This window comes from Kineococcus lubricus, assembly GCF_050871965.1.
Classification (GTDB): Bacteria; Actinomycetota; Actinomycetes; order Actinomycetales; family Kineococcaceae; genus Kineococcus.
The window spans coordinates 84236-106453 of the sequence record NZ_JBJLSK010000002.1; the positions used below are offsets into that span (position 1 = coordinate 84236).

20 protein-coding genes are annotated in these 22218 nt (G+C 77.2%); 13 read left to right on the forward strand and 7 right to left on the reverse strand.

From position 1 onward, the window contains the following. Window positions 1–6 precede the first annotated feature (6 nt). Both ACRYRX_RS01705 and ACRYRX_RS01710 read left to right on the forward strand, forming a co-directional pair. A complete protein-coding gene (locus tag ACRYRX_RS01705; protein ID WP_432510060.1) occupies window positions 7–675 on the forward strand; it encodes a cysteine hydrolase family protein in 669 nt (222 codons plus the stop codon). Then, window positions 672–962: a putative quinol monooxygenase gene (locus ACRYRX_RS01710; protein ID WP_432510061.1), complete on the forward strand. Its 291-nt coding sequence runs from the start codon at window positions 672–674 to the stop codon at window positions 960–962. Before ACRYRX_RS01705 ends, ACRYRX_RS01710 begins: the two co-directional genes overlap by 4 nt. A gap of 15 nt (window positions 963–977) precedes the next feature. On the opposite strand, the gene ACRYRX_RS01715 is transcribed toward ACRYRX_RS01710, so the two are convergent. Then, a complete protein-coding gene (locus ACRYRX_RS01715) occupies window positions 978–1592 on the reverse strand; it encodes a TetR/AcrR family transcriptional regulator (RefSeq protein WP_432510062.1) in 615 nt (204 codons plus the stop codon). A 104-nt stretch (window positions 1593–1696) separates the two neighbouring features. On the opposite strand from ACRYRX_RS01715, the gene ACRYRX_RS01720 reads away from it, so the two are divergent. The 3 genes from ACRYRX_RS01720 to ACRYRX_RS01730 all read left to right on the forward strand — a co-directional run bounded on the left by ACRYRX_RS01720 (window position 1697) and on the right by ACRYRX_RS01730 (window position 4125). Then, window positions 1697–2569 carry an SDR family oxidoreductase gene (locus ACRYRX_RS01720; RefSeq protein WP_432510063.1) on the forward strand — a complete coding sequence of 291 codons (873 nt, stop codon included), beginning with the start codon at window positions 1697–1699 and terminating at the stop codon, window positions 2567–2569. Window positions 2570–2638: 69 nt separating this feature from the next. After that, window positions 2639–3589 (forward strand): glycoside hydrolase family 43 protein, encoded by a 951-nt coding sequence (locus ACRYRX_RS01725; protein ID WP_432510064.1) that lies wholly within the window; start codon window positions 2639–2641, stop codon window positions 3587–3589. A 44-nt stretch (window positions 3590–3633) separates the two neighbouring features. Beyond that, window positions 3634–4125 (forward strand): GNAT family N-acetyltransferase, encoded by a 492-nt coding sequence (locus tag ACRYRX_RS01730; protein WP_432510065.1) that lies wholly within the window; start codon window positions 3634–3636, stop codon window positions 4123–4125. 12 nt (window positions 4126–4137) lie between these two features. On the opposite strand, the gene ACRYRX_RS01735 is transcribed toward ACRYRX_RS01730, so the two are convergent. From ACRYRX_RS01735 to ACRYRX_RS01750, 4 genes are all read right to left on the reverse strand, one after another. Beyond that, window positions 4138–4431, reverse strand: a complete 294-nt coding sequence (locus ACRYRX_RS01735) for a hypothetical protein (RefSeq protein ID WP_432510066.1) — start codon at window positions 4429–4431, stop codon at window positions 4138–4140. 19 nt (window positions 4432–4450) lie between these two features. Continuing rightward, entirely contained in the window at window positions 4451–4702 is a 252-nt protein-coding gene (locus ACRYRX_RS01740; RefSeq protein ID WP_432510067.1) for a hypothetical protein, read from the reverse strand. A 200-nt stretch (window positions 4703–4902) separates the two neighbouring features. Further along, entirely contained in the window at window positions 4903–9024 is a 4122-nt protein-coding gene (locus ACRYRX_RS01745; protein WP_432510068.1) for a SpoIIE family protein phosphatase, read from the reverse strand. A gap of 115 nt (window positions 9025–9139) precedes the next feature. Next, window positions 9140–9979, reverse strand: a complete 840-nt coding sequence (locus ACRYRX_RS01750) for an SDR family oxidoreductase (RefSeq protein WP_432510069.1) — start codon at window positions 9977–9979, stop codon at window positions 9140–9142. Between the two features lie 155 nt (window positions 9980–10134). Here ACRYRX_RS01750 and ACRYRX_RS01755 point away from each other — a divergent pair, with 155 nt between their 5' ends. Beyond that, window positions 10135–10965 (forward strand): helix-turn-helix domain-containing protein, encoded by an 831-nt coding sequence (locus ACRYRX_RS01755; RefSeq protein WP_432510070.1) that lies wholly within the window; start codon window positions 10135–10137, stop codon window positions 10963–10965. Between the two features lie 10 nt (window positions 10966–10975). On the opposite strand, the gene ACRYRX_RS01760 is transcribed toward ACRYRX_RS01755, so the two are convergent. Then, window positions 10976–11845: an SDR family NAD(P)-dependent oxidoreductase gene (locus tag ACRYRX_RS01760; protein ID WP_432510071.1), complete on the reverse strand. Its 870-nt coding sequence runs from the start codon at window positions 11843–11845 to the stop codon at window positions 10976–10978. A gap of 98 nt (window positions 11846–11943) precedes the next feature. On the opposite strand from ACRYRX_RS01760, the gene ACRYRX_RS01765 reads away from it, so the two are divergent. The 7 genes from ACRYRX_RS01765 (at window position 11944) to ACRYRX_RS01795 (ending at window position 19866) form a co-directional block, all read left to right on the forward strand. Continuing rightward, a complete protein-coding gene (locus ACRYRX_RS01765) occupies window positions 11944–12528 on the forward strand; it encodes a TetR family transcriptional regulator (RefSeq protein ID WP_432510072.1) in 585 nt (194 codons plus the stop codon). Window positions 12529–12564: 36 nt separating this feature from the next. After that, window positions 12565–15279 (forward strand): ATP-binding protein, encoded by a 2715-nt coding sequence (locus ACRYRX_RS01770; RefSeq protein ID WP_432510073.1) that lies wholly within the window; start codon window positions 12565–12567, stop codon window positions 15277–15279. Between the two features lie 97 nt (window positions 15280–15376). Further along, window positions 15377–16132, forward strand: a complete 756-nt coding sequence (locus ACRYRX_RS01775) for a hypothetical protein (RefSeq protein ID WP_432510075.1) — start codon at window positions 15377–15379, stop codon at window positions 16130–16132. 2 nt (window positions 16133–16134) lie between these two features. Next, window positions 16135–17370: an MFS transporter gene (locus ACRYRX_RS01780; RefSeq protein ID WP_432510076.1), complete on the forward strand. Its 1236-nt coding sequence runs from the start codon at window positions 16135–16137 to the stop codon at window positions 17368–17370. Next, window positions 17367–18236, forward strand: a complete 870-nt coding sequence (locus ACRYRX_RS01785; RefSeq protein ID WP_432510077.1) for an aldo/keto reductase — start codon at window positions 17367–17369, stop codon at window positions 18234–18236. Before ACRYRX_RS01780 ends, ACRYRX_RS01785 begins: the two co-directional genes overlap by 4 nt. Before the next feature lie 30 nt (window positions 18237–18266). Further along, window positions 18267–19298, forward strand: coding sequence for an alcohol dehydrogenase catalytic domain-containing protein (locus ACRYRX_RS01790; RefSeq protein WP_432510078.1), 1032 nt, complete (start codon window positions 18267–18269; stop codon window positions 19296–19298). A 25-nt stretch (window positions 19299–19323) separates the two neighbouring features. Further along, window positions 19324–19866 (forward strand): YbhB/YbcL family Raf kinase inhibitor-like protein, encoded by a 543-nt coding sequence (locus ACRYRX_RS01795; protein ID WP_432510080.1) that lies wholly within the window; start codon window positions 19324–19326, stop codon window positions 19864–19866. Window positions 19867–19926: 60 nt separating this feature from the next. Here the strand turns inward: ACRYRX_RS01795 and ACRYRX_RS01800 are convergent, their stop codons facing one another. Beyond that, window positions 19927–22200 (reverse strand): family 78 glycoside hydrolase catalytic domain, encoded by a 2274-nt coding sequence (locus ACRYRX_RS01800; RefSeq protein WP_432510081.1) that lies wholly within the window; start codon window positions 22198–22200, stop codon window positions 19927–19929. Window positions 22201–22218 lie beyond the last annotated feature (18 nt).

Below are 22218 nucleotides of genomic sequence, written 5' to 3' on the forward strand. Positions count from 1 at the left end.
ATCGACGTGGACCTCACCGCCGCGGACACCGCCCTGGTCGTCACCGACCCGCAGAACGACGTGCTGCGGGCCGGAAACCCCGTCTGGGCGCTCGTGGGCCCGGCCCTGGCCGCCCACCGCACCGTCGAGAACCTGCACCGGCTGTTCGCCGCCGCCGGGGAGAACGGGTTCGGCGTGTACGTCTCGCCGCACTACAACTTCACCGCCGACCTGGGCTGGCGGTTCGGCGGCCCCATCGAGCGGACCATGCACGAAGCCGGGATGTTCTCCCGGCCCGACGCCCTGACGCTGGACGGTTTCCCCGGGTCGGGAGCCGACTGGCTGCCCGAGCTCGCACCGTTCATCGAGGACGGCCGCACCGTCGTCACCAGCCCCCACAAGATCTTCGGACCGCAGAGCAACGACCTCGTGCTGCAGCTGCGCAAGCGCGGCGTCACGCAGGTCGTGCTGGCCGGGATGCTGGCGAACCTGTGCGTCGAGTCCCACCTGCGCGACCTGCTGGAGAACGGCTTCCGGTGCGCGGTCGTCTCCGACGCGGTCGCCGCCCCCGACCACCCCGAGTTCGGCGACGGGAACGCCGCCGCCGCCGTCAACCACCGCTTCCTGACCGACGACGTCCTGACCACCGACCAGGTCGTCGAGCACTTCACCCGATCCCCCAGGAGGACCCCGTGAGCACCACCGTCGTCGCCGACATCACCCCGCTGCCCGGCCGCGAGCAGGAGGTCGAGCGCGCGCTGCGCGCCGCCGTCGACCGCGTCCGCCGCGAGGACGCCGGGTGCGAGCGCTACGAGCTGAACGCCGACCCGCGCGACGGTTCGTACGTGGTGGTCGAGTCGTGGGCCGACCAGGCCGCGCTCGACGCGCACGCCGCCGGCCCGGCGTTCGCGGAGCTGTCGGCGGCGCTGGACGGGCTGCTGGCCCGTCCGATCGCGGTGCGGGTGCTCGTCCCGGTGGCGTGAGGACCGGGCCGCGGGTCAGGCGTCCGCGGCCGCCTGCAGGACACCGGCCAGGACCCGTTCGAGCGGGGAACCGGGCGCGGCGGTCCCGGGTTCGAGCGGCGCCACGCCGAGCATCGGCCCCAGGACGTCGGCGCCCAGCAGCAGGGCCAGGACCAGGACGGCCCGTTCGCGGGCCGCGTCGTCGTCGCCGAAGTACGCGGTGAGGCCCGGCAGGACGTTGTCCTCGACGTAGGCGCGCAGGGTCGGGCGGGCGGTGGGGGACCCGGCCGAGCGCAGCAGCAGGACCAGCGGGTCGTGGGGTGCGGCGTCGTCGGGGCCGGTGCGCCGGGGGCCGTGCCCGCCGCCGAGCAGGAGCGCGGCGAGGCTGCGGCCGAAGTCCTCGCGGGCGGTTGCGGCCAGTTCCGGCGGGGTGGGGTCCTCGGTCCCGACGGCCTCGCGGAACAGCCCCTCCTTGGTGCCGAAGTACCGGTTGACCATGGCGGCCGTCACCCCGGCGCGGGCGGCGACGTCGCGCAGCCCGACGTCGTCGTAGCTGCGCGCGGAGAACGCCTCGCGCGCCGCGGACAGGATCGCCGCCCGGGTCGCGGCCGCGCGTTCGCGCCGCCCGAGGGGGGTGTCGCTGGGGCTCATGGCGGCGAGCATACGGAGGCCACCGGCTCGGTACACAGGTGTTGACTCGATCGTCCCGCATCGGGTAAACAGTCGTATACCCAACAACGACCCGAGGAGGGGACATGTCCCGGACCGTCCTGGTGACCGGAACGTCGAGCGGCCTGGGCCGCGCCACCGCGCTCGCCCTGGCCGAGCGCGGCCACACCGTCGTCGCGACCCTGCGCGACCCGCACGGCAAGGACCGCACCGCCGCCGAGGAACTCACCGCCACGACCCCCAGCCGCGTCGTCGTCGTCGGACTCGACGTGCGCTCCGACGCCTCCGTCACCGCCGGCGTCGAGGCCGCCCTGGACCGGGTGGGCCACCTCGACGCCCTCGTCAACAACGCCGCCTACGCCCTCACCGGCGTCGGCGAGAGCGTCACCAGCACCCAGCTGCAGGACCTCCTCGACACCAACGTCGTCGGACCCCAGCGCGTCGCGCGCGCCGTACTCCCCCACCTGCGCGCCCGGCGCAGCGGGCTGCTCGTGTTCCTCTCCAGCGGCGCCGGACGGCTCGCGCTGCCCACCATGGGCGCCTACTCCGCCAGCAAGTTCGCCGTCGAGGCCCTCGCCCAGGCCTACCGGTACGAACTGCGCCCGCTGGGGATCGACGTGTCCATCGTGCAGCCGGGCGCGTTCCCCACCAACCTCGCCGCCTCCCAGGTGCAGGGGGCCGACACGGCGGTGCTGCCCGACTACGGCGCAGCCCTCGACATGGCGCAGGCCGTCGTGCGCGGCATCGGCTCGGCCTTCACCGCCCCGCAGCCGCCGGACCCGCGCGAGGTCGCCGACGCGATCGCCGGACTGGTCGAGGCCCCGGCCGGGCAGCGACCCGAACGCCTCAGCGTCGACCGGTTCCGCCTCGGCGAAGCCGTCGAAGCCGTCAACGCCGGGGCCAAGGGCCCCACCGACCGGCTGCTGGCCGACCTGGGCCTGCAGGCCGCCGTGGCCTGACCCCCGCACGGCTCGGCGTCCGCACCCGCCAGACCCTCCACCCGCTACCGAGTTGGCTAGGGTGCCGGGGTGCACAGCGGCGCCGGCGACGGGTACCTGTTCGTCCACCACGTGGAGGCCCCCGACGGGCACGGCGAGCAGGTGTTCTTCTCCCTCAGCGTCGGTGACGACCCGCTGTTCTGGCGGCGGCTGAACGGCGGCCGTCCCGTCCTGGAACCGACCCTGGGCACGACCGGGGTCCGCGACCCCTTCGTCGTCCGCGGTGACGGGGAGTTCTTCGTCGTCGCCACCGACCTGCGGATCTACGGCGACGGCGAGGCGACCCCGGAACGGTGGGACGGCTGGACGCGGCACGGCAGCCGGAGCATCGTGGTGTGGCGCTCCACCGACCTCGTCCGGTGGTCGCAGCCGTGGCTGCTGGAGGTGGCGCCGCCGTCGGCGGGGATGGCCTGGGCCCCGGAGGCGGCGTTCGACGCGGCCACCGGGGAGTTCACCCTGTGGTGGTCCTCCGCGCTGTACGGGACGCCCGACCACCACGACGACAGCTACAGCCGGGTCCTGACCGCGCGGACCCGCGACTTCCGCACCGTGACCGCCCCGGAGGTCCTCATCGACCGGGGCCGGGCCGTCATCGACACCACGCTCGCCCGCTGCGGGGACGCCTGGTTGCGGTTCTCCAAGGACGACTCGCGCACCCCGGACTCCCTGAAGCTGTTCGCCGAGGTCGACACCGGTGAGGGTTTCGTCGTGGTGGCCGAGCGGATCGCCGACGACCTGTACGCCGACGTCGAGGCGCCCGTCGTCGTGCACGACGTGCGCCGCGACCGGTGGGTGCTGCTCGTCGACCAGTTCTCCGTCCGGCCGCAGGGTTACCTGCCGCTGGTCAGCGACGACCCGCTCAGCGGGGTGTGGACGCCGGTGCCGGCCGGGGAGTTCTCGATCCCGGAGAACACCAAGCACGGCGGGGTCCTGGCGCTGAAGGCTCAGGAGCGCGAACGCCTGTCCGCCGCGTTCGGCTGAGGGACCGCACGACCGCGGGGCCGCCGCCCTGCCAGGATGCCCCGGTGGACCGGGACGCCGTGCGCAGGGCCGAGGACGCGGACCTGCTGCTGCTGCCGGAGGTCGAGGGGGCCGCGGACGCGCCGTTCGCCGCGATCGGGATCCCCCTGCCCCCGGGGACCGGGTCCGTGGAGGACCTGCGGGCCGCCGCGTGCGTCCTCGTCGTGGGCCGCCCGGTCGTGGGTTTCGCCCGGCTCGAGGTGGTGGACGGGCTCGCGCACCTGGAGCAGGTGTCGGTGCGCCCCGAGCACCAGGGCCGCGGGCTCGGCTCGGCCCTGCTGGACGCCGCGCTGGCGTGGGCCGCCGGGCGGGGCTTCGGACGGGTCTCCCTGACCACGTTCGCCGACGTCCCGTGGAACGGCCCGTTCTACCGCCGGCGGGGGTTCGTGGAGTTCACCGCGCCGGGGCCGGGGTTGCTGCGCCTGCGCGAGGAGGAGGTCGCCGCCGGGCTGGACGACCACGCGCGCCGCGAGGTCCTCGTCCGCGACCTCAGCTGACCGGTCCGGCGGTCACGCGACGCCGTAGGCGGTGACGAAGTCCTCCACGGCCCGCACGACGTGCCGGGCGGTGGTCGCGTCCAGCCCGCCCTCCTCCAGCGCCCGCACCCGCTCGTCCTCACCGGCTCCGGCGGTCCGGCGCGTCCAGTCGGCCTGCGCGGCGTCGGCCAGGACCCGCCGGGGAACTCCCGCGCCCGTCCGGTCCAGGACCAGGCCCGCGACCCAGTCGGGGTCGAAGCTGCCCGCGGGCGGGGCGAACACCCGTTCCCCCTCGACGTAGTCGCCGCTGCCGCCCCAGTGCCTCACCCGAGCACCGTAGGCGCGGTCAGCGCACCGCGCCCACCGCACCGGCGAGCGCCAGCAGCGCCGCGGCGGTCCGCGCGGCGTCGGCGCGCACGAGGCGCCGCAGCAGGTCCGGGCGGGGGCCGTGGCGGGTGAGGCGGGCGTGGGTGGGGGCGGCGGCGAGGGCGGTGGTGGCGACGCCCGCGGCGGTGCCGGCCAGGGCGGTGACCAGCCCGGGCGTCACGGGCACGGTCGCGAGCGCCCACCCGCAGGCGGCGAGCAGCGCGCCGTACACGACGGCGACGACGGGTGTGATCCGCCGGGAGTGGGCGGCGTGGACGGCGGCCCACCGGTCCGCCGGGGTCGCGGTGAGGGCGGGGTAGGCGACGGCGGTGACGGTCGCCTGGAACCCGGCGTGCAGGGCGGTGGCGGCGAGCAGGGCGTGGGTGGCGTCGATGCGGCCATCCTGCCCGGCTCCCCGCTGCCCCGCCCTCCTCAGCCGACGACCGCGGCCAGCGGGCCCGCCGGCCGCGGCTGCCGGGGGACGACGGGGACCGCGGACAGCCGGGCGGCCAGGACGGTCACGTCGTCCTCGTCGGCGATCCCGGCGACGCGGTCGAGGACGCGGTCGACGAGCTCGTCCGGCGTGCCGGCGCGGAAACCCCCGACCTCGGCGCGCAACCGGTCCGCGGCGGCGGCCAGGTCGGTGGTGCGGTCCTCCACGAGCCCGTCGGTGAACAGCAGCAGCGTCGAGCCGTCGGGCAGGTCGGCGACGTGGTCGCGCCGGTCGGCGGCGGCGTCGACTCCGACGGGGAGCTCGGGGGCGCTGCGCAGGTCGCGGACGGTGCCGTCGGGCAGCAGCACCAGCGGGACGGGGTGCCCGGCGTTGGACCAGGTGACGCGGAAACCGGCGCCGGCGGGGGCGACCCGCAGCAGGACGGCGGTCGCCCCGGCGGGCAGCGGCAGCCGTTCCACGGCGCGGTCGAGGCGGCGCAGCGCCTCGGCCGGGGAGGGGTGCTCCAGGGCGTGGCTGCTGAGGACCCCGCGCATCTGGACCGACGCGGCGGCCACCTCGGGGCCGTGCCCGGTGACGTCGCCGACGGCGAGGACGGTGGCGCCGTCGTCGGCGGTGAACGCGTCGTACCAGTCGCCGCCGACGTCCTCGCGGACACCGCCGGCGCCGTGGCCCGGGCCCGCGACCTGCCGCCGGGCGGCCAGCCGCACCCACGGCGCGGTGGGCGGGTCGGTGGGGACCGCGGCGTGCAGGGACCGCACGAGGGACCGGCCGCGGGCGGCGGCCAGGCAGCGGTCGAGGGCGGCGGCGCAGGTCGCGGCGAACTCCTCCAGGGTGCGGCGCAGCTCCGGCGGGAGGTCGCGCTCGCGGTCCCAGCCGACGACGAGGAAACCGGTGACGCGGCCGCCGACGGCGAGGGGGACGTCGGCCAGGGCCTGCAACCCGGCGGCGGCGACGACGCCCTGGACGAGGGCGCAGGCGGTGGTGAACGCGCGCAGGTCGGGGTGGAAGTCCCCGCGCCCGCGGCGGGCGGGGTCCAGCGACGGGGAGTCGTGGGTGAGGGTGGCGGTGCGCCAGCCGGCGGGGCTGACGCCGACCGCTCCCCCGCGCACCGACCAGTGCCGCAGGACGCGGGGCCGGGCCCCGCGCAGGACGACGCTCACGAGGGTCGGGTCCAGGTCGTCGACGAGCAGCCGCGCCGCGGCGGCGGCGACCTCGTCGGCGCCGGCGGCGGTGGCGACGGCTTCGGCCAGGCGGGTCAGCAGCGGCGACGGCGGGACGGGCGGGGTGGGGGCGACGACGACCGCGGGAACTCCCGCGGTCACCGGGACCGGTTGCCGGGCAACGTCTCCCGGTTCACCGTCGAGCGCGTCGCGCAGTTGCGCGCGGTGGGTGATGCCGAGTTTCGGGAACACCTTGTACAGGTGGGCGGCGACCGTGCGGTGCGACAGGTAGATCCGGTCGGCGATCTCCTTGTTGGTCAGGCCGCTCGCGGCGAGCTGGGCGATCTGGAACTCCTGCGGCGTCAGCAGGTCCGCGGCGTCCGCGCGCCCGGTGGCGGCGGGCGCGACGCCCGCCGCGCGCAGTTCCGCGGCGGCGCGCTGGGCGAGGCCGCGGGCCCCGGCGGCGGTGAACGCGGCCAGCGCCGGGGACAGCTGCTCGCGCGCGTCGATGATGCGCCGCTGCCGGCGCAGCCACTCCCCGTGCAGCAGCCGCGTGCGGGCCAGTTCCAGCGGGCTGCGCCCGGCGGCGCCGCGCTCGACGGCGGCGGTGAACTCCCGCTCGGCCTCCCCGGCGCGCCCGGCGTCGGCGTGCAGCAGCGCGCGGGCCCGGTGGACCAGGGACAGCAGGTGCGGGGCGCCGGCGGCCTCGGCGCCGGCGGCGACGCGCTCGACGAGACCCGTGACGGCGCCGGGTTCCCCGGCGCGCACGGCGGCCTCCACGACGTCGGCGACGGCGAGCTCGGCGGTCGCGGGGTGCCCCTGCACGGCGCGCAGCGCGTGCCAGGCCTCGTCGGGGTTTTGCCGGTCCAGGGCCACCAGGCCGCGCGCCCACGCCCGCAGCGCGAGGGTGACGGCGAGGTTCGCCCCGCCGCACAGCTCCGTGGACCGCTCCAGCGCCGCGAGCGCCGGGGCGTGCTCGCCGCGCCAGGCGTGCGCGCGGGCCAGGAGCGCCTCGCCGTAGGCGGCCTGGAGCGGCTGCCCGGCGGCGACGCTGGTGCGGACGCCGAGCAGGAGGTCGCCGACGGCCTCGTCGAGGCGGCCCAGGACGAGGCGCAGCCCGCCGCGGCCGACGAGGGCGTGGGCCTCGTCGCCGGGGGCGCCGGCGTCGTGGAAGGAGCGGACGGCGACGTCCCAGGTGGTCTCGACGCCGTCGAGGTCGTGGACGAACCCGGCGACGTGGGCGAGGCGGGCGACGGTGTCGGCGGGCTGGGTCAGGGCGTGGCGGGCCAGGGCGGGGAACCGGCCGCGGACGCGGTCGCCGTGGCGGGCGGGGTCGAGGGCGGCGAGGGCGACGTCCTGGAGGGGGTGGCCGGCGGGGACGTCGACGGCGTGGACGGCGGCCTCGACGCGGGCTCGGGCGGCGGCGGGCAGGCCGTCGCCGTTGGCCTGCACGGCGGCCCGGGCCAGCAGCTGGAGGCGTTCGGGGACGGCGCGGTCCCCGCCGGGCCCGCCGAGGCGGTCGGCGAGGTCGGCGAGGTCGAGGGGCCCGCGGGCGGGTCGGCCCTGGACGGCCCCCAGGACGCTCTCGGTGAGGGCGAGGCGGGTGACGACGGCGGGGTCCTCGGCCAGCGGCAGCGCGGCGTCGAGGGCGCGGGCGGCGTCGGCGGCGAGCCCGGCGCGGCGGGCGACCTCGGCGGCGGCGGCGAGCCGGCGGGCGCGTTCGGGGACGTGCGGGGACAGCGCGGCGGCGCGTTCGAGGGCGGCGAACGCCTCCTCGGGGGCGCCGCGCAGGACGGCGCGGTGGGCGGTGGCCTCCAGGGCGGCGGCGACTTCCTCGTCGGCGGTGTGGGTGCCGGCGGCGCGGTGCCACACGGCGCGGCCGGTGTCGCCGGGGACGGCCGCCAGCGCCCGGTGGGCCGCGGCCCGTTCGGGCAGGCTCGCGCCGCCGTAGACGGCCGAGCGGACGAGGGGGTGGCGGAAGCGGACGCGGCCGTCGACGACGCTGAGCAGCCCGGCCCGCTCCACGGGGTGCAGGTCGGGGACGAGGCGGTCGGGGTCACCGGCGGCGGCGGTCAGCCGGGTCAGGGGCAGGTCGTCGCCGTCGGCGGCGGCGAGCAGCAGCAGCCGGCGGCTGCGGGCGGGCAGCCGCCCGGCGCCGGCGAGGAACGCCCGTTCGAGGCGTTCGGTGGTGGGCAGGGTCTGGGTGGGGGCGGGCAGGGGGCCGTCGCCGGCGGCGAGGACGGCGGCGGCGAGCTCGCGCACGGCCAGCGGGTTCCCGCCGGCCTCGCGCAGGACGCGGGCCCGCAGCGCCGGGCGCAGGGGCGCGGCGGTCCCGGCCAGCAGGGTCTCGGCGTCGCCGGGGGGCAGCGGCCCCAGCGGCAGGACCTCCCAGGCCGCGGTGCGCGGGCCGCCGGGGCGCGCGGTGGCCAGGAGCAGGACCGGGGAGGGCGACAGGCGGCGGGTGAGGAACGCGACGACGTCGGCGCTGGCGGCGTCGAGCCGGTGCAGGTCCTCCACGACGACCAGCAGCGGGGCGCCGGTGGCGGCCTCCTCGAGGAGCCCGAGGGCGGCGAGCCCGATGAGCAGCCGGTCGGGGGCGGGGCCGTCCTCGTGGCCGAAGGCGGTCAGCAGCGCGGACCGCTGGCGCGGCGGCAGCGCGGGGACGTCACCCAGGAGGGGGTGCAGCAGTTCGTGCAGGGCCGCGAACCCGGTGGGGGTGCCGGTCTCGGCGCCGGTGCAGCGCAGCACCCGCACCCCCTCGCGGCGGGCGGCGCGCTCGAGGGCCGCGACGAGGGTGCTCTTGCCGATGCCGGGCTCGCCCTCGACGAGGACGGCCCGGCCGCCGCCGCGGGCCGCGGTCAGCAGGGCCCGCAGCCGGGCCAGGTCCTCGTCGCGGCCGATGAGCTCGGGGACGGCGAGCTCGCGGGTGGTGCGGGTCACGGGGAACCTCCGGGTCGGGGCGACCCGCCGATCGTGGCCGTGCGGGCCGGGCCCGTCATCGGTCGAACGACGCGGTCGCGCTCCGGGCCGCCCCGCCGTCGGGGGACCCGCACGGTCAGGCGCTCGCGGCCAGGTCGGTCCGGGCCGCGCTGGCCTCCTGCGCCTCCACGTCGGCCAGCCGCTCGCGCAGGGCGGCGCGGACGGCGGTGAAGGAGTCGCTGCCGGTGATCAGGCGCAGCGGGGCGGGGGTGCGGTCGACGCTGGCGATGGTGGCGGCGGCGACCTTGGCCGGGTCGCTCACCGACGGCAGCGCGGGGTCCTGGATGCGGCGGCTCATCGCCGCCGGCGTCCCGTCGTAGGCGGCCAGGGGCTCGGGCAGGCGGGAGCCGCCGACGCGGAAGCCGGTCGCGGCGCTGCCCGGTTCGACGATCGTGACGCCGATCCCGAACGGGGCGAGGTCCTTGGCGTTGGCCTCCATGAAACCCTCGATCCCCCACTTGCCGGCGTGGTACACCGACGCGCCCGGGTTGGTCGCCAGGCCGCCGTAGGTGGACAGCTGGACGATGCGCCCGCCGCCCTGGGCCCGCAGGTGCGGGACGGCGGCCCGCAGGACGTGGATCGGGCCGAGCAGGTTCGTCGCCAGCTGGTGGTCGATGAGTTCGTCGGTGAGTTCCTCGGCCGCGCCGAACAGGCCGTACCCGGCGTTGTTCACGATCACGTCGATCGTCCCGAGGTCGGCGAAGGCCCCCGAGACGACCTCGCGGATCCGGGCCCGGTCGGTGACGTCGAGCCGGGCGGCCCACAGCCGTTCCCCGTGGAGCTCGCGCAGGTCCGCCAGGGCGGCGGTGTCGCGGGCGGTGGCGGCCACGCGGTCGCCGCGCTGCAGGAGCTGCTCGGTCATCAGCCGGCCGAAGCCGCTGCTGGAGCCGGTGATGAACCAGGTGCGCTGAGCCATTCTCGTCCAACCTCTCGGAACTGCCCGGCCCCGCGGGCCGGCGCCGCACCATCGTCAGCCGGTGCCGGGGACCGGTGAAGGCCCTGCGGGTCCTGGTAGTGGGGGGAACAGGCTGAGCCCGCCCGGTGCCGCGGACCTCCACTAGCGTCGTGGTCGTGGAACCGCGCACCCCGTTGGCCGACTTCCTGCGGGCGCGCCGGGAACTGGTCCGGCCCGAGGACGTGGGGCTGCCCGCCGGCAGCCGGCGCCGGGTCCGCGGGTTGCGGCGGGAGGAGGTGGCCCTGCTGGCGGGGATCAGCAATGAGTACTACCTGCGGCTGGAGCAGGGCCGCGACCGGCACCCCTCCGAGCAGGTCGTCGACGCCCTGGCCCGGGCGCTGCAGCTGGACGCCGAGGCGACCGCGCACGCCCTGGAACTGTCCCGCGCCCGGCCGCGCCGGGGCGCGCGTCCGGCGCCGCGGCGTCCCGAGCGCGTGCCCGACGGGGTCCGGACGCTGCTGGACCAGATCGGGGTGCCGGCGTTCGTCCTGGACCGCTACCGGGACGTGCGGGCCGCCAACCGGCTCGCGACGGCGCTGGAACCGGCGCTGGTGGCCGGCGCCAACCGGCTGGTGTCCCTGTTCACCGACCCGGAGGCGCGCGGCTACCACCCCGACTGGGCGCAGGAGGCCGCGGGCGTGGTGGCGCAGCTGCGCGCGGACATCGGCGCCGACGAGGACGACCCGCGGTTCCAGGCGCTCGTCGGTGAGTTGTCGGTGAAGAGCGAGGACTTCCGCCGGTTGTGGGCCCGGCACGACGTCAGGGCCGGCGGGTCGCCCACGGGGGTGGTCCGCCACCCCGTCGTGGGGGACCTGGTGCTGCACCGGGAGAAGTTCGCCGTGGTCGGCACCGCCTCCCTCACGGTCGTGATGCACCACGCCGAACCGCGGACGCCGTCGGCCGACGGTCTGGCGCTGCTGGCGTCGCTGGCGCGGTCGGCGCCGTGAGGGGCGGGGCTCAGTGCCCCAGGACGGACAGGTCGAGCTCGGCGGCGTCCTCGCGGGCCACCGACAGCGACAGGTCCCGCCACCGCTCGTCCTCGGCGGCCCGGCGGCGCGCGCCGGCGGCGACGAGCTCGACGGCGTCGGCGCCCACGAGCAGGCGCAGCGGCGGTTCGTCCATGGCCGCGACCCGCAGGACGAGCTGGGCGACCTTCGCGGGGTCGCTGGCCGAGCCGCCGGCGGCGAGGGTCTCGTTGAGGCGGCGCATCCTGGCCATGAGCGGTTCGTAGGCCTCCCCGGCGGGGTGGTCGCCCATGGAGGAGCCGGCCCAGTCGGTCTGCATCCCACCGGGTTCCAGCACGGTGACCTTGATCCCGAGGTCGGCGGTCTCGGCGGCGAGGACCTCGGAGAACCCGCCGACGGCCCACTTGGCGGACTGGTAGGCGGACAGGCCGGGGGTGGCCAGGCGCCCGCCGCCGGAGGAGACCTGGACGACGTGCCCGCCGCCCTGGCGGCGCATGACGGGCAGCGCGGCGCGGGTGAGGGTGACGACGCCGAAGAAGTTGGTCTCGACCTGGGCGCGGAAGGCGTCGGCGGGGGTGTCCTCGACGGTGCCGAGGTCGGCGTAGCCGGCGTTGTTGACGAGGACGTCGAGGCGGCCGAACGTCTCGACGGCGGTGGCGACGGCGCGGTCGGCGGCGACGGGGTCGGTGACGTCGAGGGCGAGGGCGCGGACCCGCCCGTCGGGGTGGGCGGCGACGAGGTCGTCGAGGGTCTCGGGGCGGCGGGCGGTGGCGAGGACGCGGTGCCCGGCGGTGGCGGCGGCGGTGGCGATCTCGCGGCCGAGGCCGCGGGAGGCGCCGGTGACGAGGAAGACCTGGGTCACGGTTCCACTCCTTCTGACTAACCGTTTGGTTGACAAGGGGGACCGTACGCCCGCGCGGGCACGGCGTCAACCAAACGGTCAGTCACTATGCTCGGCCCGTGGCGGGGGACGCGGAGGCGACGAGGAGACGACTGCTCGAGGCGGCCACGGCGGAGTTCTCCGCCCGGGGCCTGGCCGGGGCCCGGGTCGACCGGATCGCCACGGCGGCCGGGTCGAACAAGGCGCAGATCTACCACTACTTCGGCAGCAAGGACGGCCTGTTCACCGCCGTCTTCGACGCCATCGTCGCCCGCACCACCACCGACGTGCCGATCGACGTCGACGACCTGCCCGGCTACGCCGGCCGCCTGCACGACTCCTACGCCGCCCGCCCCGAGGTGCAGCGCATCGCCGCCTGGCACCGGCTGGAACGGACCGGCGGCGCCGGCACCGGGCCCACCGGCCCCCTCGTGCGGTCCGTGCAGGAGTCCAACCGCGCCAAGGTCGCCGCCATCGCCACCGCCCAGGCCGACGGGCGCCTGCCCGACCGCTGGGCCCCGGAGGAACTGCTCGGCCTCGTCCTGCAGGTCTCCACCCTCTGGCACACCGCCGTCCCCGAGTTCGACGACCTGCGCGCCGGCGCCACCGCGCGGCACCGCCGCGAGGTCGTCGTCGACGCCGTGCGGCGCCTGCTCGCGGACTGACCCGACCCGCTCCCCGGCCGACCTAGGATCGCCAGGATGCCCGAGCACCCCGCCACCGGCCTGGTCGGCCGCCAGGAGGAGACCGCCCGGCTGCGGGCCCTGCTGACCGGTGCCCGCACCGGCCACGGGTCCGGCGTCCTCGTCGAGGGCGAGGCCGGGATCGGCAAGACCGCGCTCGTCGAGGCGCTGACGGCCGAGGCCGCCGCGGCCGGGACCCGCGTCCTGCGCTGCCGCGGGGTGCGCGGCGCCGCAACGGGTTTCGCCGGCCTGCACGAGCTGCTGCACCCCGTGCTGGACCGCCTCGAAGCCCTCCCCCCGCGCCAGCGCCAGGCCCTGCGGGTGGTGTTCGGCGCCGCCGAGGGCACCGCCCCGGACCGGCTGCTGCTGTCGCTGGCCGCCCTCGGGGTCCTGGAGGAGGCCGCCCAGGACGGGCCGCTGCTGCTCCTGGTCGAGGACCTGCACTGGCTGGACCGCTCGACGGTGGAGGTGCTGACGTTCCTGCCGCAGCGCCTGCGGGAACTGCCGGTCCTGCTGCTCGCCACCAGCCGCGAGCGCGACCGCGCCTTCCCCGAGACCGTGGCGCTGGAACCGCTCACCCCGGCCGACGCCGAGGCCCTCGTCGCCGCCCGCACCCCCGGCCTGCCCGGCGAGCGGCGCCGCGTGGTCCTGCGCGAAGCGCTGGGCAACCCGCTGGCCCTGACCGAGCTGGCGACGGCGCACGCCCGGACCGACCGGGCCGCGCGCGCCGGGACCCGGGTGCCGATGAGCCGGCGGCTGGAGGAGACGTTCCTCGGGGAGGTCGAGGAACTGCCCGGCCCCACCCGCCACGCGCTGCTCGTCGTCGCCGCCGGGGAGGACGCCACCCGGCAGGAGGTGTTCGAGGCGCTCGGCGGCCTCGGGCTGTCCGCGGGCGACCTCGACCCCGCCGAACGGGCCCGGCTCCTGCGCGGCACCGGCGACCGCTTCGAGTTCCGGCACCCGCTGGTCGGGTCGGCCCTGTACGACGCGGCCGGCTCCGTCGCGCGGGCCGCCGCCCACGGCGCCCTCGCCGCGGTCACCCGCCACCCCGCGCGCCGCGCCATGCACCGGGCTTCCGCGGCGGTCGGCTGGGACCCCGGAGCGGCGGCGGAACTCGCCGCCGTCGCCGAGACCGCGGCCCGGCAGGGCGCCGGCACCGAGGCCGCCGCGGCCTGGCGGCGGGCGGCGGCGCTCACCCCCGACCGCGACGACCGCGCGCGCCACCTCACCGCCGCCGCGGAAGCCGCCCGCCGCGCCGGGGCCTCGGTGGAGGCCGCCGCCCTGCTCGCCGAGGCCCGCGCGGTGACGTCCCCGGCCCTGCGCGCGACGGTCCGCCGGGCCGCGCGCACCGACTGGGTCCTCAGCATGACCGCCGACCACCGCGGCCGCAGCACCTCCGAGCTGGTGGCCCTGGCCGAGGGCGAACCCGACGCCCGGGACCGGCTGGAGGTCCTCGTGTGGGCGGCCACGCGCTGCCACGTCCTGCAGGAACCGCCGCCGGTGCGCGCCGCCGTGCACACCGCGCTGCGCGACACCCCGACCGTGCCGGGCAGCGCGCTGCGCGACGTCGGCCTGGCGCTGGTGGTCCCCGGCGCCCGCCTGGACCGCGACGTCGTGGACCGCTTCCGCGCCGAGGCGCCCGACGTCGACGGCGTCCTGCTCAACGCGCTGGCGTTCTCCGCCGAGGAGGCCGGGGACCTCGCCACGGCGGAGCTGTGCTGGACCACCGGGGTGGACGTGCACCACGCCACCGCCCGCAGCAGCGACGAGGTCATCGCCCTGTGCGGGCGGGCCAGCCCGCGGGCCGGGCTGGGCGACCTCACCGGCGCCCTCACCGACGCCGAGCAGGCGTACCGGCTGGGACTGGACCTCGACCTGCCGGTCGTGGCGGCGATGGCCGCGACGGTGACCGCGCGGGCGCGCGCCTGGCGCGGGGAACGGGACCGCGCCCAGCGCGCCCTGGACGAGGCCCGCGCCCTGCCGGGGGCGGCCGGTTTCGCGCGGGTCGCGGCGAGCACCGCGTGGGCGGCGGGCGTCGCGGCCCTCCTGGACGGGCGGCACGCCGACGCGCTGGCCGACCTGGCCCGGACCGCCGTCAACGGCCCCGTCGCGCTGTGGGCCGGGGCCGACCTGGCCGAACCCGCGGCCCGCACCGGCCGCCCCGACCTCGTCGAGGAGTGGGCCCGCACCGCGTCCGCCGTGGCCGGGACGGGCGGGTCGGCGCACCTGGCGCTGCTGGTGGAACGTTCCCGGGCCCTCGTCGCCGCCGACGACGTCGCCGGCACCCACTACGAGGCGGCGCTCGCGCACGGCCGCCGCGCCGGGGCGGGCGCCGACCTGGACCTGGCCCGCACCCGCCTGCACCACGGGGAGTGGCTGCGCCGCGGCCGCCGCATCACCGAGGCGCGGCAGGAACTGGCCGCCGCGCTGCGGTCCTTCGAGGCGCACGGGGTCCTGCCGCTGGCCGACCGCGCCCGGCAGGAGCTGCGGGCCGCCGGCGCGGCCGTCGTCGTCCCCGCCGGGGGGCGGGAGGAGGCGGTGCGCTCGCTCACGCCGCAGGAACTGCTGGTGGTGCGCCTGGCCGCGCAGGGGCTGTCGAACAAGGAGATCGCCGACCAGGTGTACCTGTCGCACCGGACGGTGGGTTCGCACCTCTCGCACGCCTTCGCCAAGCTCCACGTGACGCGGCGCTCCCAGCTCGTCGGGGCCCTCGGCCCCGACCTGCCCGGCTGAGCGGTCGCGCCGGGGACTGGTCGTCCTACCGATGCCTGGCAGCCCCCGCCGTCCCTAACGTCCCGGGTGAACCCCACCCCGGACGGAAGGAACCACCGTGGCCAGCACCCTGGACCGGCTGCTCGCGGCCCACGGCGGCGCCGAGAACTGGCGTCGCACGCGGACCGTGTCCGTGCACCACCGCTTCGGCGGCGTGCTGTGGGACGTCAAGGGCGTGCGCGGCCTGCTCGACGACGCCCGCACCACCGTCCGCGTGCACGAGGAGTGGACGACGCAGGCCCCGTTCGGCCCGCAGGGCCTGCGCAGCACCACCACCCCCGACCGGGTCGTCCTGGAGACGGGCGACCGGACCGACGACGGGGAGGACGAGGTCGTCGAGGAGCTGGAGGACCCGCGCGCCTCCTTCGCCGGGCACGTCCTGGAGACCCCGTGGACCCCGGCGCAACTGGCCTACTTCTCCGGGTACGCCATGTGGACGTACCTCACCGAACCCTGGTCGCTGACCCTGCCCGGGGTGCGGACCGAGGAGCACGGCACCTGGACCGAGCGCGGGGAGACGTTCGACCGGCTGCGGGTCACCTACCCGGCGTCCCTGGCGACCCACTCCGCCGTGCAGACCGTCCACGTCGACCGCGACGGCCTGCTGCGCCGCCGCGACTACGACGTCGACATCGCCGGCGGCTCCCCCAGCGTCCACCTCGCGGACGGTTTCGAGGAGCACGACGGGCTCGTCCTGGCGACCCGCCGCCGCATCTTCGTCCGCGACCCCGACGGGAACCCCGTCCCCGACCCCGTGATCGTCTCCATCGACCTCGACGACGTCCGCGTCGAGACCGGCCCGGCGCCGGCCTGACCGTGCCCACCCGGTCCTCGCCGCTGGCGGCGGCCTCGATCACCGTCACCGTCCTCGCCTCCTCCAGCGCCCCCACCCCGCTGTACGGGACGTACGCGCAGCACTGGGGTTTCTCCGCGACCACCACGACGGTCGTGTTCGGCGTCTACGCGCTCGCCGTCCTCGCCTCCCTCCTCGTGCTGGGTCGCCTGTCCGACCACCTGGGCCGCCGGCCCGTGCTGGCCGGTGCGCTCGCCGTGCAGATCGTGGCGATGCTCGTCCTGGCCACCGCGCCGGGGGTCCCGGGACTGATCGCCGGGCGGGTCCTGCAGGGCCTGTCGACCGGGGCCGCGGTGGGCGCCGCGGGAGGTCTGGCGCTGGACGTGGACCCTCGCCGCGGCGCCGTCGTGAACTCCGTCGCGCCGCCGGTGGGGACGGCCGCGGGCGCGCTGCTGGCGGCGGCCGTGGTCGGGTTCCTGCCCTGGCCGACGCACCTGGTGTACCTGGTCCTGCTGGCCGTCTACGTCGTCCAGCTCGTCGCGGTGCTCCGCTCGCCGGAGACCGTGCCGTTGCGGCCCGACCGGTTGCAGGAGGCGCGGGCGTCGCTGGTCCCCCGCGTCGCGGTACCGGCCGAACTGCGCGGCGCGTTCGCCGCGGGCGCGCCGATCGTGTTCGCGGTGTGGGCGCTGGCCGGGTTCTACGGTTCCCTGGCCCCGGCCGTGGTGCGCGCCGCGTTCGGCTGGGGTTCACCGGTGGCCGGTTCGGCGACGCTGTTCCTCCAGACCGCCGTCGCGGCGGTCTGCGTCCTGCTGCTGCGCACGACCGCGGCCCGGACGTGCGTGCTCGTCGCGGCCGCCGCGCTGACCGTCGGCATGGCCCTCACCGTCACCGCGTTGTCGGCCGGGCCGCCGGGCCTGGCGCGGGCCCTGTTCTTCACCGGAACCGCCGTCGCCGGGGTCGGGTTCGGCGCCGGTTTCCAGGGCGGCATCCGCACCGTCGTCCCCCGCGCCCGGCCCGGCCAGCGGGCCGGGGTGCTGTCCTCGCTGTACGTGGCGGCGTACCTCGGCCTGGGGCTGCCCGCCGTCCTGGCCGGTGCCCTGTCCGTCCACGACGGGCTGCTGCCCACGACGCGCGAGTACGCGGTCGCCGTCGTCGTCCTGGCCCTGCTCGCCGCCACCGCCACCGTCCTGCCCGGCCGCCGGGAAACCCCGAGCCCCTGCACCCCTGGAACCCCCGAAACCCCTGGAGGAACCCCGTGACCACCACCGACCCCGCAGCCCCCACCCGCCCCGCCGCGACGTTCACCGTCGGCGGCGACCTCACCGTCCGCCGCCTCGGCTACGGCACCATGCAGCTGCCCGGTCCCGGCGTGTGGGGGCCACCGCGCGACCGCGCCGCGGCGCTCGCCGTGCTGCGCCGCGCCGCCGACTCCGGCGTCGACCTGTTCGACACGGCCGACTCCTACGGTCCGGGCGTCGCGGAGGACCTGCTGCGCGAGGCCCTGCACCCCTACGACGGCATCGTCGTCGCCACGAAGGTGGGGTTCACCCGTCCCGGCCCGGGCCGGTGGGCGCCCGACGGGCGGCCCGAGCACCTGCGCGCCGCCGTCGAGGACAGCCTGCGCCGCCTCGGGGTGGAACGGATCGACCTGCTGCAACTGCACCGCGTGGACCCGCGGGTCCCGCTGGCCGACCAGATCGGGACGCTGGCCGAGCTGCGCGACGCGGGGAAGGTCCGCCACCTGGGCCTGTCGGAGGTGAGCGTCGGGCAGTTCGAGGCGGCCGCGGCCCTCACCCCGATCGCCACCGTGCAGAACCTCTACAACCTCGCCGAGCGGTCGGCCGAACCGCTGCTGCGCCACGTCGCGGCGCGCGGGGTGGGTTTCATCCCGTGGTTCCCGCTGGCCACCGGGCGGCTCGCCGACCCGGACGGCCCGCTGGCGCGGCTGGCCGCCTCGACCGGCGCGACGCCGTCGCAGTTGGCGCTGGCGTGGCTGCTGCACCGCTCCCCCGCCGTCCTGCCCATCCCGGGCACCTCCTCCCTCGACCACCTGGCGCAGAACCTCGCCGCGGACGGCCTCGACCTGGACCCCGGTGTCCTCGCCGCCCTCGACCGGCTCGCCTGAAACCCACCCGCAGAACCAGGAGCTCCCCCCGTGACCACCCGAACCGCCGTCCGGTCCGTCGTCTCCGACAGCCCCGGCGCCCCGCTGCGCCTCGTCGACCGCGAGGTCCCCGACCCCCTGCCCGGCCACGTCCGGGTGAGCGTGGAGGCCAGCGGCGTCTGCCACACCGACTCCAAGGTCCTCGGCGGCGCCTTCGGCCCCTCGATCTTCCCCGTCGTCCCCGGCCACGAGATCGCCGGTCGCGTCGAGGCCGTCGGGGAGGGGGTGCGGCCCTGGCGGGTCGGGGACCGCGTCGCCGTCGGCTGGTACGGCGGGCACTGCGGCTGGTGCGACCCGTGCCGGCGCGGCACCTTCATCCACTGCGAGAACACGCAGATCCCCGGCGTCGCCTACCCCGGCGGGTACGCCGAGGCGCTGCTCGTGCCCGCCAACGCGCTGGCCCGGATCCCCGACGGGCTCACCGCCGTGGAGGCCGCGCCGCTGGCCTGCGCCGGGGTCACCGTCTACAACGCGCTGCGGCGCAGCGGCTTGCGGGCCGGGGACACCGTGGCCGTCGTCGGGCTCGGCGGCCTGGGGCACCTGGGGGTGCAGTTCGCCGCCGCGATGGGGATGCGGGTGGTCACGGTCGCCCGCGGCGAGGGCAAGCGCGCCCTGGCCCACGAGCTCGGCACCCACCACTACGTCGACTCCACCGTCGAGGACGTCCCCGCGGCGCTGCGCGCGCTGGGCCGGCCCCGGGGCGCGCTGGCCACGGCCGCGAGCTCGGCGGCGATGGTGCAGGCCCTCGACGGCCTCGGCGACGGCGGGGAACTGCTGGTCATCGGCGTCGAGCAGGACCCGATGCCGGTGAGCCCGATGCAGCTCATCGGGCCCGCCCGCAGCGTCGTCGGGCACCCGTCGGGGATCGCCACCGACGTCGAGGACACCCTCGCCTTCGCGCAGCTCACCGGCGTCCGCGCCCTCGTCGAGGAGGTCCCCCTCGAGGACGCCCCCGCCGCCTACGACCGGATGGTGGCGGGCCTGGCCCGCTTCCGGATGGTCCTCGTCCCCACCGCCCGCTGAACCCACCCACCACCAGGAGGTCACCGTGACCGTCACCACCGGCTCCCCGAACCCGTACACCGCGATCGTCGACGTCCCGGCGTTCACCCTCACCAGCCTCGACGTCGCCGACGGCGCCCGGATGCCGCTCGCGCAGGCTTCCGGGATCTTCGGCGCGGGCGGGACCGACACCAGCCCGCACCTGTCCTGGTCGGGTTTCCCGGCGGGCACGAAGAGCTTCGCCGTCACCGTCCACGACCCCTCGGCCCCCACCGGCAGCGGGTTCTGGCACTGGGCCCTCGTCGACGTCCCCGCCACGACGACGTCGCTGCCCGCCGGGGCCGGCGACGAGGACGGCGCGGGGTTGCCCGCCGGGGCGTGGCAGCTCGCCAACGACGCGGGCCTGGCCCGCTACCTGGGGGCGGCCCCGCCGGCGGGCCACGGACCGCACACGTACTGGATCGCCGTGCACGCCCTCGACGTGGCGCGGATCGGGGTGGGGCGCGGGGCGACCCCGGCGTTCCTGGGGTTCACGATGTCCGGGCACACCCTGGCCCGCGCGGTCCTGTCGCCCTGGTACGAGGCCTGAGACCGCCCGCCCCCGCGGCGACCGAGGGCACGTGGGCCCTCGGTCGCCGCGGGAGGGCGGTCAGGGCGCGGGGGTGGTCGCCGTGACGCGGTGGGTCCCGGCGGGCAGTTCGCGGTCGGCCTCACCGGGCAGGCGCAGCACCGCGGTCGTCCCGGCGGGGACCTCCACGTCGACGGACAGACCGGCCTCGCCCTGCTCCCAGCGCACCGCGAGGTTCCCGTGGGGGGTGCGCAGGGAACCGCGCGCCCACGTCAGGCCGCCGCCGGGGCGCGGGGCGACGAGGGCCCGGCGGTAGCCCGGTTCCAGCGGGGACAGCCCCGCCACGACCCGGTGCATCCAGTCGGCGACCGCGCCCAGGGCGTAGTGGTTGAAGCTGGTCATCTCCCCGGGGTTGATGGACCCGTCGGGCAGCATGGAGTCCCACCGCTCCCAGATCGTCGTGGCGCCCATCGTCACCGGGTACAGCCACGACGGGCACTCCCGCTCGGTGAGCAGCCGGTAGGCCGCGTCGAGGTGACCGGTGCTGGACAGCGCCCCGGTGACGTAGGGGGTCCCGGCGAAACCGGTGGAGACGCGGTACCCGGCCTTCTCGACGATCTCGGCCAGGCGCTGCCCGGCCCAGTCCCGCTGCGCCCCGGTCAGCAGCCCGAACTCGATCGCGAGCGCGTAGACGGTGGCGCAGTCGGACAGCACGAGGCCCTGCTCGTCGACGTAGTGCTCCAGGAAGGCCGCGCGGACCCGTTCGGCGTCGGCGTCGAACCGGTCGGCGTCGGCCGCGTGCCCCAGGACGCGGGCGGCGTCGGCGACGGTGCGCAGCGAGCGGAACAGGCAGGCGGTGGCGACGACGCCCTTGTCGGCCTTGGCGTCGGCGGGACGTTCCGGCGGGGCGTCGGGGTCGAGCCAGTCGCCGAACTGGAACACGGTGTCCCACAGCCCCTGCGGGGACAGCAGGGTCAGGACCCGTTCGACGTGGGCGGTCATCGCCGGGTAGTGCTCGGCGAGCAGTTCGCGGTCGCCGTACGCCTCCCACAGAGCCCACGGCAACCAGGCCGCCACGTCGGACCAGACGGCGGTGCTGTCGGGGTCGGGGAACGCCCCGATGGGCGGGACGTACTTCAGGACGTCGGGGACGACGAACGCGACGAGGCCGTCGCGGGCGGTCTGCTCGGCGGCCAGGTCGCGCATCCAGTCGCGCAGGAAACCCTTCACGTCGTACAGGTACGCCGCGGTGGGGGCGAACACGGCGAGGTCACCGGTCCAGCCGAGTCGTTCGTCGCGCTGCGGGCAGTCGGTGGGGACGTCGAGGAAGTTCCCCTTCGTGCCCCAGACCACGTTGCGGTGCAGCTGGTTCAGCATCTCGTCGGAGCACTCGAACTCGCCGGTGCGTTCGAGCTCGGAGTGCACGACGACGGCTTCGAGGTCGTCGGCGCGCAGTTCCCCGGGCCACCCGGTGACCTCGGCGTAGCGGAACCCGTGGAACGTGAACGTGGGCTCGAAGGTGTCGCGGCCGCCGGAGAGGGTGAACGTGTCGGTGGCCTTGGCGGTGCGCAGCGGGCGCACGCCCAGTTCCCCGTCCTCCAGCACCTCGGCGTGGCGCAGGGTGACGACCCGGCCCGCCTCGCCCTGCACGGTGAACCGCAGCCACCCGACGAGGTTCTGCCCGAAGTCCACCAGCGTCTTCCCCGACGGGGACGTCCACACGCGCTGCGCGGGCAGGACTTCCTGGCGGCGCACCGGGGGCCCGACGTGCTCGGTGAGCAGCGCGGTGTCGAACTCCACGGCCCGCACCCCGCCCCAGCCCTCGCGCGAGCCCCCGGCGGTGGCCCACGCCGGGTCCAGCAGGCGGGCGTCGACGTCCTGCCCGTCGTAGAGGTCGTTCGCGGTGACCGCGGAGGCGTGCGACTCCCAGGTCCCGTCGGTGACGACGGTCTGGACGTGCCCGTCGGCGAACGTCACCTCCAGCTGCGCGAACCCGGCGAGGTCGTCGCCGTAGTAGGCGCGGCCGCCGTTCCAGCCGAGCCGGCCGCGGAACCACCCGTTGCCCAGGGCCAGCCCCAGGACGTGCTCGGGCCCGCCGGTCAGCGACGCGGTGACGTCGTGGGTGCGGTAGCGCAGCCGCCACTCGAAGCTGCTCCACCCGGGGCTGAGGACGTCGCCGGAGACGTCCTGCCCGTCGAGGAACGTCTCGACGACGCCCTGGGCGGTGACGTGCAGGACGGCGCGGGCGACCTCGCCGTGGCCGTCGTCGAGGGTGAACCGGCGCCGCAGCAGCGGGGCGCCGTCGCGGTCGGCGTCGCCGTCCGCGGCGATCATCGTGGCCTGCCAGGTGGGCATGGGGTTCCTCCGTGCGTG

What these genes read in the sequence shown, in the direction of transcription:
- ACRYRX_RS01715 (WP_432510062.1), bottom strand. Translation starts at nt 1,592, where the DNA reads ATGAGCCCCAGCGACACCCCCCTCGGGCGGCGCGAACGCGCGGCCGCG.
- ACRYRX_RS01750 (WP_432510069.1), bottom strand. Translation starts at nt 9,979, where the DNA reads ATGGCTCAGCGCACCTGGTTCATCACCGGCTCCAGCAGCGGCTTCGGC.
- ACRYRX_RS01800 (WP_432510081.1), bottom strand. Translation starts at nt 22,200, where the DNA reads ATGCCCACCTGGCAGGCCACGATGATCGCCGCGGACGGCGACGCCGAC.
- ACRYRX_RS01770 (WP_432510073.1), top strand. Translation starts at nt 12,565, where the DNA reads ATGCCCGAGCACCCCGCCACCGGCCTGGTCGGCCGCCAGGAGGAGACC.
- ACRYRX_RS01720 (WP_432510063.1), top strand. Translation starts at nt 1,697, where the DNA reads ATGTCCCGGACCGTCCTGGTGACCGGAACGTCGAGCGGCCTGGGCCGC.